Origin of the sequence: Streptomyces sp. HUAS CB01 (assembly GCF_030406905.1) — a bacterium.
GTDB classification, from domain to species: Bacteria; Actinomycetota; Actinomycetes; order Streptomycetales; family Streptomycetaceae; genus Streptomyces; species Streptomyces chengbuensis.
On the sequence record NZ_CP129137.1, the window covers coordinates 2,130,006 to 2,142,090 of the forward strand.

General features: G+C 73.6%; 10 protein-coding genes and 1 pseudogene. 6 read left to right on the forward strand and 5 right to left on the reverse strand.

All coding sequences use genetic code 11. The features are described from left to right. Positions 1–54 precede the first annotated feature (54 nt). The 3 genes from QRN89_RS09450 (at position 55) to QRN89_RS09460 (ending at position 2,028) form a co-directional block, all read left to right on the forward strand. Positions 55–510, forward strand: coding sequence for a hypothetical protein (locus QRN89_RS09450; RefSeq protein ID WP_290348903.1), 456 nt, complete (start codon positions 55–57; stop codon positions 508–510). Between the two features lie 91 nt (positions 511–601). After that, complete coding sequence (locus QRN89_RS09455; protein ID WP_290348904.1) at positions 602–1,249, forward strand: thioredoxin-like domain-containing protein; 648 nt, start codon at positions 602–604, stop codon at positions 1,247–1,249. Beyond that, positions 1,246–2,028: a DUF305 domain-containing protein gene (locus tag QRN89_RS09460; RefSeq protein WP_290348905.1), complete on the forward strand. Its 783-nt coding sequence runs from the start codon at positions 1,246–1,248 to the stop codon at positions 2,026–2,028. The genes QRN89_RS09455 and QRN89_RS09460 overlap by 4 nt, the downstream gene beginning before the upstream one ends. A gap of 480 nt (positions 2,029–2,508) precedes the next feature. Here the strand turns inward: QRN89_RS09460 and QRN89_RS09465 are convergent. Further along, positions 2,509–2,984, reverse strand: a pseudogene (locus QRN89_RS09465) (DUF5990 family protein); the annotation flags it as partial. Here QRN89_RS09465 and QRN89_RS09470 point away from each other — a divergent pair. Further along, on the forward strand, positions 2,958–3,377 hold the full coding sequence (locus QRN89_RS09470) for a CBS domain-containing protein (protein ID WP_290348907.1): 420 nt from the start codon (positions 2,958–2,960) through the stop codon (positions 3,375–3,377). The pseudogene QRN89_RS09465 and the gene QRN89_RS09470 overlap by 27 nt on opposite strands. 496 nt (positions 3,378–3,873) lie before the next feature. On the opposite strand, the gene QRN89_RS09475 is transcribed toward QRN89_RS09470, so the two are convergent. Both QRN89_RS09475 and QRN89_RS09480 read right to left on the reverse strand, forming a co-directional pair. Beyond that, positions 3,874–4,719 (reverse strand): alpha/beta fold hydrolase, encoded by an 846-nt coding sequence (locus tag QRN89_RS09475; protein ID WP_290348908.1) that lies wholly within the window; start codon positions 4,717–4,719, stop codon positions 3,874–3,876. Beyond that, the gene (locus tag QRN89_RS09480; protein WP_290348909.1) at positions 4,716–5,432 is read right to left on the reverse strand and encodes a DUF998 domain-containing protein; all 717 of its coding nucleotides are present in this window, start codon (positions 5,430–5,432) and stop codon (positions 4,716–4,718) included. The genes QRN89_RS09475 and QRN89_RS09480 overlap by 4 nt, the downstream gene beginning before the upstream one ends. A gap of 92 nt (positions 5,433–5,524) precedes the next feature. On the opposite strand from QRN89_RS09480, the gene QRN89_RS09485 reads away from it, so the two are divergent. Both QRN89_RS09485 and QRN89_RS09490 read left to right on the forward strand, forming a co-directional pair. After that, on the forward strand, positions 5,525–7,273 hold the full coding sequence (locus QRN89_RS09485) for a multicopper oxidase family protein (protein ID WP_290348910.1): 1,749 nt from the start codon (positions 5,525–5,527) through the stop codon (positions 7,271–7,273). Between the two features lie 215 nt (positions 7,274–7,488). Continuing rightward, the gene (locus QRN89_RS09490) at positions 7,489–9,249 is read left to right on the forward strand and encodes an NAD+ synthase (RefSeq protein ID WP_290348911.1); all 1,761 of its coding nucleotides are present in this window, start codon (positions 7,489–7,491) and stop codon (positions 9,247–9,249) included. On the opposite strand, the gene QRN89_RS09495 is transcribed toward QRN89_RS09490, so the two are convergent. Further along, on the reverse strand, positions 9,215–10,447 hold the full coding sequence (locus QRN89_RS09495) for an MFS transporter (protein ID WP_290348912.1): 1,233 nt from the start codon (positions 10,445–10,447) through the stop codon (positions 9,215–9,217). The genes QRN89_RS09490 and QRN89_RS09495 overlap by 35 nt on opposite strands. Before the next feature lie 627 nt (positions 10,448–11,074). Further along, a complete protein-coding gene (locus QRN89_RS09500) occupies positions 11,075–12,022 on the reverse strand; it encodes an endonuclease/exonuclease/phosphatase family protein (RefSeq protein ID WP_399010234.1) in 948 nt (315 codons plus the stop codon). Between the last annotated feature and the right edge of the window lie 63 nt (positions 12,023–12,085).

The following is a 12,085-nucleotide window of genomic DNA, read 5'->3' on the forward strand; positions in this document are numbered from 1 at the left end:
GATTACGCACCCCGTATGACGTGGAGCACGCACCCGCCATTACCATCTGCGCCCATGGGGGGCATGCGGAGCACCCGCACCGCGCACACCGCGCGTCCCATGGCGCTGGGGAGTGCCGTGGCGACGCTCTTCGCCGCGCTCTTCCTCTGTCTGGGACAGGCTGACACGGACCCCGGGGCGGCGCGCAAGCACGGCGCCCACGGGGAGGCCGGGGAGTTCTCCGCCGCCGCCTCCGCGTCCCCTGCCGCCGGGCGGACCGGCGGGACCACCCGTGTCGTACCGGGTGCCCGGGCGGCCGACGCGTACACCTGCCCGTACGACCGCGGCGACTGCGGGCTCTTCCCGCACCTCACGCCCGGCGTCCTCACCGCCCCGCCCCAGGACGCGCCTCCGGCCCCGGCCGGGCTTCCGCCCGGCGCCGTGCCGGACCGCGTCGCGGGCGGCCCACGGCGCACCGGTGCGCTCCCCCGCGCCCCGGATCTCCACGTCCTTCAGGTGCTGCGGACCTAGGCCGTGTCGCCGCCATCCGTGCCGCCATGGCCCCGGTCATGTGAACAGGTGCACACCCCACACCCCCGACGCAGAAGAAGGACGAAGCAGAGTGTCGAGCAGGACGAACAAGACGAACGACCGCCGCGCCCGCATAGAGGAGATGCGCCGCGCCGAGCAGGCCCGCGAGCGCCGCAACCGCGTCATCACGATCTCGCTCAGCGCGGTCCTGGTGGCGGGCCTCGTCGGCTTCGGCGCATACGTGCTGAACAAGGAGTCCGAGAAGAAGGAGCAGGCCGAGGCCGCCGCCAAGGCGCCGATCAAGGACGAGAAGTCCTGGGACGCCAAGAAGCTCGGGCGCGACCACGTCACCGCGGCCGTGAAGTACCCGATGAAGCCCCCGGTCGGCGGTGACCACCACCAGGCCTGGATGAACTGCGACCGCAACGTCTACGACAAGCCGATCCCCGAGGTGAACGCCGTGCACTCGCTGGAGCACGGCGCCGTCTGGGTCACGTACAGCGACAAGGCCCCGGCCGCCGAGGTGCAGAAGCTCAAGGACAAGGTCGGCAAGACCTCGTACTCGATGATGAGCCCGGTGAAGGACCAGGCCGGGGCCATCATGCTCAGCGCCTGGGGCAAGCAGGTGACGGTCGACAGCGCGGACGACCCGCGGGTGGACCAGTTCTTCACCAAGTACGTGCAGGGTCCGCAGACGCCCGAGCCGGGTGCCGCGTGCACGGGCGGACTGAGCGCGTGACGCTCACGCTGACGCGGACGCACTGGGTCTCGATCGCGGCGGTGGCGCTGGCGCTGCTGTTCGCGGGCGCGGCCACGGTCGCGTCCGCGGGCGGCGACGACGGGCATCCCGGCGGGCACGGGGGCGGCGCGGCCGCCGCCGCCCCCGCGGCGGACTCGGCCGACGCGGGTTTCGCCCGTGACATGGCCGTCCACCACCAGCAGGCGGTGGAGATGTCCTTCATCGTCCGGGACCGTACGCAGGACGAAGAGGTGCGGCGGCTCGCCTACGACATCGCCAACACCCAGGCCAACCAGCGCGGCATGCTGCTGGGCTGGCTGGATCTGTGGGGGCTGCCGAAGGTGGACTCCGGAGCCGAGCCGATGGCCTGGATGGAACAGGCGCACGGGGAAGGCGGCCACGGGGACGGCGCGCACGGCGACGACGGCGGGCACGGTGGCACGTCCGGGAACGGCGCTCACGGGAGTGACCAGGGCGCCGGCGCCGGGGACGCGAGCCGCGGCGGGCAGCCCGATACCGGGGCGGTGATGCCCGGTATGGCCACCCGGGCCGAGCTGGACCGGCTGGCGAAGGCGAGCGGCAAGCAGGCCGAGGTGCTCTACCTGCAGCTGATGACCGACCACCACAAGGGCGGCGTCGCGATGGCGGAGGGCTGCGCAAGCCTGTGCACCGTGCCGCAGGAGAAGGCCCTGGCGCAGGGCATGGTCGACGCCCAGCAGTCCGAGATGGACCTGATGGCGGACCTCCTGAAGAAGCGGGGTGCGGCGCCCCGCCCCTGAGTACCGGCGCGACCACCGCGTGGGCCGGGCGGACCGCCCGCGCCACGCGGTGGTGCCCGGAGCCGGTACGGCGGTGCTCTCCGCCCGGCCCGAGAGGCCGGGGCAGGCCAGGTGGGCCCGTCCCGCGCGGATGCCCTCGCCGGGCCATGCTGTGCCCGTTTCCCGCGCGGAGTGCCCGCGCCGTGCCGCGCGGCGGGGGTGGCACCCGGGACGGAACCGTCGGCGTCGTCGGGACGGAACCGAGGACCCACCCGCGGCGGCCCCTCCACGACCTACGTGGTGGCGTGCCCGCCGCGGGGCCGCCCCTCGCGTCGCCGCACGTCGCTGCCGGCCGCGCGCCGGGGTGTGCCCCGGCCTCCCGGGCGGCCGCTCGGCCCTCCTCCGTGTGTACCCCGCCCTCCTCCGTGCGTCCCCGCGCCCCGCCCGCCACACCACCCGTGGCGGGCGGACGGCCGCGCACAGCAGGAGGCCGAGGCCGTCGGTCAGCCCGATCGTGGTGTCGGCACTCCCTCCGGCCACCGGTTCGGGCGGGATGTCGCCGAGGAAGAGCTTGGCCCGCCGGAACATCGCGAAGGTGCCGCCCGCGCCGGCGGTTCGCCTGACGTCAGATACACGAAGCGCGCCCCGCGCGGGCCCTGGACCCAGGGGCCCCGGAAGCCGGTCGTCCCGTCGGGCGCCGCCACGACGTCGGCGGTAAGGTCGAAGACGGCTTCCTCGGCGTCCGCCGGGACCAGTTGGTCCGGCTCCGTGCCGCGCTGGGTGCCGACGTGCACGTCGAAGAAGTCCCCGCAGTCCCGGCCGGGAAGATCCCGGCCCGTGATGCGCAGCGTCAGCAGGGCCATCGGCGGGTTCCTCCCACCCGCGCGGGACGAGCGGACGTGACATCGGGTGACAACGGGCGTGGGCCGCGCCCAGGAGGTACGAACCCCATGACCACCGCCAAGGACATCATGCATGCCGGGGCCCAGTGGATCCCGGCGCACGAAACTCTCGACCGTGCCGCGCAGTTGATGCGCGAGCTGAACGTGGGCGCGCTGCCCATCGCCGACGCCGACGAACGGCTGTGCGGCATCCTGACCGACCGCGACATCGTGGTCGGCTGCGTGGCCATGGGCCACGACCCGTCGAAGATCACGGCGGGCGAGATGGCCCGCGGCACCCCGCGCTGGATCGACTCGGGCGCGGACGTCGGCGACGTACTGCACGAGATGCAGGAGCACCAGATCCGCCGGCTCCCCGTCATCGAGAACAAGCGCCTCGTCGGCATGATCAGCGAGGCGGACCTGGCGCAGCATCTGTCGGAGGACCAGCTCGCGCAGTGGGTCGAGCAGGTGTACGCGCGCGCCTGACCCGGCGTCAGTACGCGTGCCGCGTGGCGACGTTCGCTCACCGCGGCGCCACGGCGGCCGCCCGGACGGCTCGGAGGCCGCTGCCCTCGGAAGCCCGGCTGCCCTCAGGGGTTTGACGGCCCTCAGAAGCCCGGTATCCCTCAGAAGCCCGGTTTCCCGGGGACCGGGCTGCCCTCGGAGACCGGTCCCGCGAGCCCCCGGTTTCGCCAGGGGCCGGTTTCCCCAAGGGCCCGAGTTCCCTCAGGGGCCCGGGCTTTCCCCGGGTTCCGGACGCTTCGGGGGCTTCCGAGCCCCGGGCTCCCCGGCACCTCGTGCGCACCTGGCAGGCACGGCGCTTCGGGGGATTCCGGGTCCCCCGGCACGCCGTGCGCGCCCGGCGCTGCCGGAATCCCGCCGCTTCCGGGCCGCCGCGCGCCCTGCGCTTCAGGCGCCTCAGGCACTCCGCGCCCGGCGCTCCCGGACGGTCCAGGTGACCGGTCGCCCGCGCTCCGCTCCGTCATCCGGGCTTCAGGACCGCCCGGGCCACGGCGTCCGGGCGGTCCAGCATGACCATGTGCCCCGACCGCTCGACGGCTTCGAAGTGCGCGCCGCCCAGTTCGCGGGCGAGCGAGCGCTGCCGTTCCAGCCAGCGGGCCGTGGAGCGCCGCCCCCGGCCGTCCGCCGCGGCCAGCACGGTCACGGGCACGCCCTCAGGCAGCGGGAACCGCGCGCGCAGCGCGAGGAGTTCGGCGGCGACGGCGCGGTAGTGGGTGTTCTCCAGCAGCGCCCCCTGGAGCACGCGTGAGGTGCCGTAGCAGCGGCGTACGAGGGCGGCGGGGGCCGGGTCGCCGCCGCCGTCGCGGGACAGCCGGACCAGGGCGCGCCGGAGGGCGGGGCCGACCGCGGCGGGCGCTCCCACGGCCGTCAGCGCCGCGCCGAGGCCGTGCGCCACGGCCGTGCGGACGGCGGGCGCGACGGGCGCCCTGGCGTCCTCCTCGACGCTCGCGTCGACCAGGACGAGGCCGGCCGTACGGGCCGGGTGGAGGCGGGCGAAGGCCTCCGCGTGGAAGCCTGCGATGGAGTGCCCCACGACGGTGACGGGAATTCCGCCGAGTCCGAGGGCGTCGAGGAGCCCGGCGATGCGGTGGGCCTCCCCCTCGGCCGACGGGGGCACCACGGCGGGGCCGCTCAGTCCGTGCCCGGGCCGGTCGAACCGGACGACGGTGCGGTACGGGGTCAGCAGGGGGACGACGGGGTCCCAGTCGAACCAGCTCATGGCGAGGCCCGCGCTGAGCACGCAGACGGGTCCGCCGCCCTCGACCACCACGTGGTGGGGCACTCCGCCGATCCGTACGAACGTCACGCAGTCCCCCTCGTTCCCGGCCGGTCCCCGTCCGGCCGGCCCGTATCCTCCCGCGCCACGGACAGCGCGAGTACCGCCAGCCAGCCTGCCACGATCAGCACCTGGAGTCGCTGCCCGGCGCCGAGCCACCAGATGCCGCGGCCGGCCTCGAAGGCGGCGACGGCGGTCAGCGTCCAGACGGTGGCGGCGAGTTCGAGGACGAGGAGGACCGGTCCCACCCGGCCCAGCAGGGGCAACCGGCGGTAGCGGCGCGCGGCGACGGTCAGCGCGACCATGCCGGTGAGGGCGCCGGCCATGGCGAGGCTGGAACTCACGGCGTGCGCGGTGTGCGTGGCCGGGACGAGGCCCGCCGTCTCCAGCGCCGCGCACTCCGGGTCGTCGGTGGGCGCGCAGCTGAGCGGCAGGCGCGAGTCGAGTGCGGTCGCCAGGCCGAAGACGGCGAGGGCAGCCCAGCCGGCGACGGACCAAGGCCGTCGTGGCCGCGACGGCAGGGCGACGGCCGCCCCGGCGAGGACGAGCAGTCCCGCGGCGAGGTCCGTGGCGCGGAACAGGCCGCCGAAGGGCTGGTCCGCGGCCGAGAGTTCGCTGACGTACGCCCGGACGGGGTCGAGGCCCGTGGCCAGGAGCAGTTCGAGCACCCATGCGGTGTACAGGAGGGCGCCGAGTGCGATAAGCAGCGCGACAGTTCTGGATGTACCGGATGTTTCGGGCATCGTGCTCCATGCTAGGTCGTGCCGCGTTCAGCCCCACCCGGGGCCCGTCCCCCGAGGGGGCGGTGCGCGCATGTTCGACCGACCGGAGGGCCATGTCCAGTCAGGAGCACACCCGTCAGACCTCTCCCACCCGGCGCGCCGTGCTCGGTGCCGGGATCGCCGCCGCCGGATCGGGGCTGCTCGCCGCCTGCTCCGGCGGCGGGGCGGCCGACGGCGGCCGTGGTGCGGCGGGTGCACCCGCCGAGGGGTCCGTCCCGGCCGACGGAAAGAAGGTCGGCGGTCCGGCGGCGGTGCGCAGCGTGGGCCCGCTCCGCACGCGTACGTTCACGGCCACGCCCAGCACGGTCGACATCGGCCGCGGACGCACCTTCAGGACCTGGACGTACAACGACCAGCTACCGGGCAAGGAGGTGCGGATCAACGCCGGCGACACGCTCGAACTCACCCTGTCCAACCATCTGCCGGTGCCCACCACCGTGCACTGGCACGGCATCGCCCTCGAGAACAAGATGGACGGCGTCCCCGGCGTGACCCAGCAGGCGGTCAAGCCGGGCGGGACCTTCGCGTACCGCTTCACCGTGCCGCACGCCGGCACGTACTGGTTCCACCCCCACTACGGCGTGCAGATCGACCGCGGCATGTACGCGCCGCTGATCGTGGAGGACCCGAAGGAACCGCTCTCCTACGACCACGAGTGGATCATCGTCCTGGACGACTGGATCGACGGCGTGGGCGGATCCACGCCCGACGACGTGCTGTCGCAGCTCCGCAAGGGCGAGCCGGCGATGGGCCACGGCAACGCGCACGACGGCGGTCACGGGGACGACGAGGACGACCGGCGCGAGCGGGACCGCGAGGACCGCGAGGGCGGGGACGACGAGGAGCGCGACGGCCGTCCGCGGTCCCGGCCGACCGGCGGCGTCGACGCCGGGTACGGACCGGCCAGGGCCCAGGAACCGGACAAGGGCCACGGGTCGCCCGGGCCGGCCGGCGGCAGGGGTCCGCGCCGGCTGCTGAGCAACGCCACGAGCAAGCTGCTCGGCGGCCACGCGGGCGATGTCGCGTACCCGTACTACCTGATCAACGGGCGCACGGCGGACGACCCGACCGAGTTCAAGGCGAAGCCGGGCGACCGGATCCGGCTGAGGATCATCAACGCCGGCGGCGAGACGGCCTTCCGGGTCGCGCTCGGCGGCCACGAGATGACCGTCGTCCACTCGGACGGCTTCCCCGTCCACCCGCACAAGACCGACGCGCTGCTGCTGGGCATGGCCGAGCGGTACGACGTGTTGGTCACCGCGAAGGACGGGGTGTTCCCGTTCACGGCGCTGGCGGAGGGCAAGAAGGGCTCGGCGATGGCCGTGCTGCGGACCGGCGGCGGGGCGACGCCCAAGCCGTCGACCCGTCCGTCGGAGCTGGACCGCAGGGTGCTGCAGTCGTCCGCGCACCTGCGGCCGGAGGATTCGGTGAAGCTGGACCGGCGCCGCCCGGACCGCCTCATCCGGTTCACGCTGACCGGCGGCATGAAGCGCTACGACTGGGCCTTCGACCGGCAGCCGTACGACCCGGAGGTGCTCCACAGGATCGAGTACGGCGAGCGGGTGCGGCTGGTGGTCATCAACGCCACGGACATGTGGCACCCCATGCACCTGCACGGCCACACCTTCGCCCTGGCCGGAATCGACTCCCTCGGCGCCCGCAAGGACACCGCGATCCTGCTGCCGCACCGCAAACTGGTGGCGGACTTCGACGCGGACAATCCAGGCCTGTGGATGTTCCACTGCCACAACATCTACCACTCGGAGTCCGGGATGATGACGACGCTGGCGTACGAGGACTGATTCCCGGGGGAGGGCCCCGCCCTCCCCGGGAACCCCGGCCCGGGGCGGAGCCCGAACGGGGCGGGGGACCCTGCGCGCCCAGGGCGGATCGGGGCCTGCGCGGGGGCGGGGTCCGACGAGGCGGGCCCGGATCTCCGGCCCCGTCCGCGGGCCCGCGAGGTGGCGCGGACCACAGTGCCGGGACATCGCGTCAGAGAGACGATTACACTGGGCGCGTGCCTCAACTTCGCCTCGCTCTGAATCAGATCGACTCGACGGTCGGCGATCTCGCCGGCAACGCCGGGTCGATCGTGCACTGGACCCGGCACGCCGCCGCGCAGGGCGCGCATCTCATCGCGTTCCCCGAGATGGCGCTGACCGGCTACCCCGTCGAGGACCTGGCCCTGCGGTCGTCCTTCGTCGAGGCGTCACGGGCCGCCCTCCGCGCGCTCGCGGCACGTCTCGCGGACGAGGGCTTCGGGGAGATCCCCGTGATCGTCGGCTATCTCGACCGCTCCGAGAAGGCGCAGCCCCGGTACGGCCAGCCCGCCGGGGCCCCGCAGAACGCCGCGGCCGTGCTGCACGGCGGCCGGGTGGCGCTGACGTTCGCCAAGCACCACCTGCCCAACTACGGCGTCTTCGACGAGTTCCGTTACTTCGTGCCCGGCGACACCATGCCCGTCGTGCGCGTCCACGGCGTCGACGTCGCGCTCGCCATCTGCGAGGACCTCTGGCAGGACGGCGGCCGGGTCCCCGCCGCGCGTTCCGCCGAGGCCGGGCTGCTGGTCTCGATCAACGCCTCGCCTTACGAGCGGAACAAGGACGACACCCGCCTGGAACTGGTCCGAAAGCGAGCCCAGGAGGCCGGCTGCACCACCGCGTACCTCGCGATGATCGGCGGCCAGGACGAACTCGTCTTCGACGGCGACTCGATCGTCGTCGACCGGGACGGCGAGGTGATCGCGCGCGCACCGCAGTTCGCCGAGGGCAGCGTGATCCTGGACCTGGACGTCCCGGCCGCGTCCGCCGACGCCCCGACCGGGCTGGTGGACGACGGGCTGACCATCGACCGGGTCGTCCTCTCCGCCGACCCGCTCCCGTCGTACGAGCGCGAGCTCACGGGCGGTTACGCCCAGCGGCTCGACGACGAGGAGGAGGTGTACTCGGCGCTGGTCGTCGGCCTGCGCGCCTACGTCGCCAAGAACGGTTTCCGCTCGGTCGTCGTCGGTCTGTCGGGAGGTATCGATTCCGCGCTGGTCGCGGCGATCGCCTGCGACGCACTGGGGGCGGAGAACGTGTACGGCATCTCCATGCCGTCCAGGTACTCCTCGGACCACTCCCGCGACGACGCCGCCGAACTCGCCCGCCGGACGGGGCTGAACTTCCGCACCGTGTCGATCGAGCCGATGTTCGACGCCTTCATGGGCTCGCTCTCGCTGACCGGCCTGGCGGAGGAGAACCTCCAGTCGCGGCTGCGCGGCACGACGCTGATGGCCGTGTCCAACCAGGAGGGCCACATCGTGCTCGCGCCGGGCAACAAGTCCGAGCTGGCGGTGGGGTATTCGACGTTGTACGGCGACTCCGTCGGCGCGTACGGCCCGATCAAGGACGTGTACAAGTCCTCGGTCTTCGGGCTGGCGAAGTGGCGCAACCGGGCGGCCGAGGAGCGCGGCCAGATCCCGCCGATCCCCGAGAACTCGATCGTCAAGCCGCCGAGTGCCGAACTGCGGCCGGGGCAGGTCGACACCGACTCGCTCCCCGACTACGACGTGCTCGACCGGATCCTGGAGCTGTACGTCGACCGCGACCGGGGCAAGGACGCGATCGTGGCGGCGGGCTACGACGAGGAACTGGTGGCGAGGGTGCTGCGTCTCGTCGACACCGCCGAGTACAAGCGGCGCCAGTACCCGCCGGGCACGAAGATCTCCGCGAAGGGCTTCGGCAAGGACCGCCGGCTGCCGATCACGAATCGCTGGCGCGAGACGACGACGCGCTGACGCACGGCCCGTCCGCGGTGAGGGGGCTTCCCGCGACGACGCGGGAGGTCCCCGTCTCCGTGCGGTCGAGCAGCCCGGCGGCCACCGCGATCGCCAGCCCGACGACGGCGAGGGCCGCGCCGACGAGCGTCGGGGAGGTCCAGCCCCAGCCGGACGCGATGGCCGCGCCGCCGAGCCACGCACCGCCCGCGTTGGCGAGGTTGAAGGCGGAGTGGTTGGAGGCGGAGGCCAGGGTGGGCGCGTCCTGGGCCTTGTTCATCACCAGCATCTGGAGCGGCGTCGTGGTCATGAAGCCGACCGCGCCGAGGACGACCACGGTGACGAGCGCCATCCACGGAATGTGCGCGGTGAAGCGGAAGGCGACGAGCACGAGCGCCAGCGCCGCGAGCGAGCCGTACAGGGTGGGCCGCAGCGCGCGGTCGGTGAGCGGCCCGGCCGCCAGGGCGCCGAGCGTCATGCCGATGCCGAACAGGGCGAGGACCAGGGTCACGGAGGTCTCGCCGAGGCGCATCACCTCGGTCGTGATGGACGCGAGGTAGGAGTAGACGGCGAAGACACCCGCGAAACCGAAGACGGCGGTGAGCAGTCCGAGGAACACCTGCCGGTCGCCGAGGGCGCGCAGTTCGCGGCCGAGGCCCTGGTGGGCGTCGACGGGCACATGCGGGACGAGCCGGGCGAGGGCGGCCATCGCGACCAGTCCGATCGCGGTGACGACGAGGAAGGTGGCGCGCCAGCCGAGGTGCTGGCCGAGGAGGGTCGCGGCGGGCACGCCGATGACGTTGGCGACCGTCAGCCCGAGGAACATCGTGGCCACGGCCCGCGCCTGCCGTCCCTCGGCGACGAGCCGGGCGGCCACGACCGCCCCGACGCCGAAGAACGCTCCGTGCGGCAGTCCGGCGAGGACGCGGCCGGCGAGGAGGGTGCCGAAGCCGGGGGCGAGCGCGGAGGCGAGATTGCCGACGGTGAACAACGCCATGAGCAGGAGCAGCATCCGCTTGCGCGGAACGCGGGAGCCCAGCGCGGTCAGCAGCGGCGCGCCGATGACGACGCCGATCGCGTACGCCGACACGAGCTGCCCGGCGGTGGGGACGGACGTACCGAGATCCTCGGCGACGTTGGGCAGCAGGCCCATCATGACGAATTCGGTGGTGCCGATGCCGAAGGCGGACACGGCGAGCGCGAGCAGCGCCAGGGGCATGAGAGAGCCTTTCCCAGTTAGTTCTCTAGCGGAACAAAGTCTCTCAGGCGGATTGTTCCCGCGGATGAACGGGTGGTTGCCGCGGCTTTGCGGTCGGGCTCCGGTGCCGGTCCGGTCCCCGGCCGCCGGAGGGCGCAAGAGGCTGGGGCCCGCCCTGCGGGAGGGGCACACGCGCCGGTCCCGTCCGCCACACGAGACCCAGCCCTGCCGAAGGGCACAACGCCCGGGCCCGCCCCAGGGGGCACAAGACCCAGCCGCCCGCGCGGCACCCGGAGCCGCCGGAGGGCACCAGGCCCTGGCGGCCCTGTGGGCGGGCGGGTCGGTCACGGCCCGGCGTCCGGGAGCCTAGGCACCGGATCGCCGGTCGCCGGTCGCCGGTCGCCCAAAGCTTCGCGATCGCCGGTGCTGCCGGAAAGGCTCCGGGCCGGTCGGAAGGGAACCTGGCCGGTCGGGCACGTCTGGGCCGGTGGAAAAGGCCCGGTCCGGCAGACCCGGACCGGTCGGGCGAGGCCGGGCCGGTCGGGCGAGGCCGGGCCGGTCGGGCGAGGCCGGGCCGGTCGGGCGAGGCCGGGCCGGTCGGGCGAGGCCGGGCCGGTCGGAAGGGCCCCGCGGCCGGCCTGTCCGCGGTCAGAACCGGACGCTGGCCGCTATGGGCAGATGGTCGCTGGCCGTGCGCGGCAGCGTCCAGGACGAGACCGGCTCGACGCCCTTCACCATGATCTGGTCGATCCGGGCCATCGGGAACGACGCCGGCCAGCTGAAGCCGAAGCCGTCGCCCGCGGCACCCTGCGTCGAGCGCATCTGGGAGGTGACCGCGTTCAGGGAGCGGTCGTTCATGGTGCCGTTGAGGTCGCCGAGGAGCACGACGCGGCCCACCCGGTCACGGGCGATCGCCTCGCCGAGCGCGTCGGCGCTGGTGTCGCGCTGGCTCGCGGTGAAGCCCGCGTTCATCTTGACCCGTACCGACGGCAGGTGCGCCACGTAGACCGCGACGTCGCCGGACGGGGTGGCGACGGTGGAGCGCATGGCGCGGACCCAGCCGAGCCGGATGTCGACGGGCCGGGTGTCGCTCATCGGGTACTTGCTCCACAGGCCGACCGTCCCCTGCACGGAGTGGTAGCGGTACTGGGGGGCCAGCGCCTTCTCGTACGCCGGGACCGCGTCACCCGTGAGCTCCTCCAGGGCGACGACGTCGGCACCGGAGGCGGCGACCTCGCGGGCCGTGCCCTCCGGGTCGGTGTTCTCGGCGTTGACGTTGTGGGTGGCGACGGTGAGGTTCCCGCCGTCGCCCGACTTGTCGGTGAGGAGTCCGCCGAAGAGGTTCAGCCACACGATCGCCGGGACGAGCAGCGCGATCAGTGCCGTGGCGGAGCGCCGCACGAGCGCGAGGGCCAGCAGTACCGGCACGAGCAGCCCCAGCCAGGGCAGGAACGTCTCGGTGAGGCTGCCGACGTTGCCGACCCTGTTGGGGATCTGCGCGTGCAGGATCATCAGCAGACCGGTGACGATCGCGATCACCGCGAGGACGATGCCGCGCCGCCAGATGCCGGGATCGCTCCGCCAGCGGTCGAGCAGGGCCCGGAGCCGGGAACCGGGGCGGGGGTCCTCCGCGCTGCCGTGTCCCGTTTCCGTCATGTA

Bases quoted from the DNA above. Each gene is read 5' to 3' on its own strand.
- QRN89_RS09485 (WP_290348910.1), top strand. From the start codon at position 5,525: ATGTCCAGTCAGGAGCACACCCGTCAGACCTCTCCCACCCGGCGCGCC.
- QRN89_RS09480 (WP_290348909.1), bottom strand. From the start codon at position 5,432: ATGCCCGAAACATCCGGTACATCCAGAACTGTCGCGCTGCTTATCGCA.
- QRN89_RS09470 (WP_290348907.1), top strand. From the start codon at position 2,958: ATGACCACCGCCAAGGACATCATGCATGCCGGGGCCCAGTGGATCCCG.
- QRN89_RS09450 (WP_290348903.1), top strand. From the start codon at position 55: ATGGGGGGCATGCGGAGCACCCGCACCGCGCACACCGCGCGTCCCATG.
- QRN89_RS09495 (WP_290348912.1), bottom strand. From the start codon at position 10,447: ATGCCCCTGGCGCTGCTCGCGCTCGCCGTGTCCGCCTTCGGCATCGGC.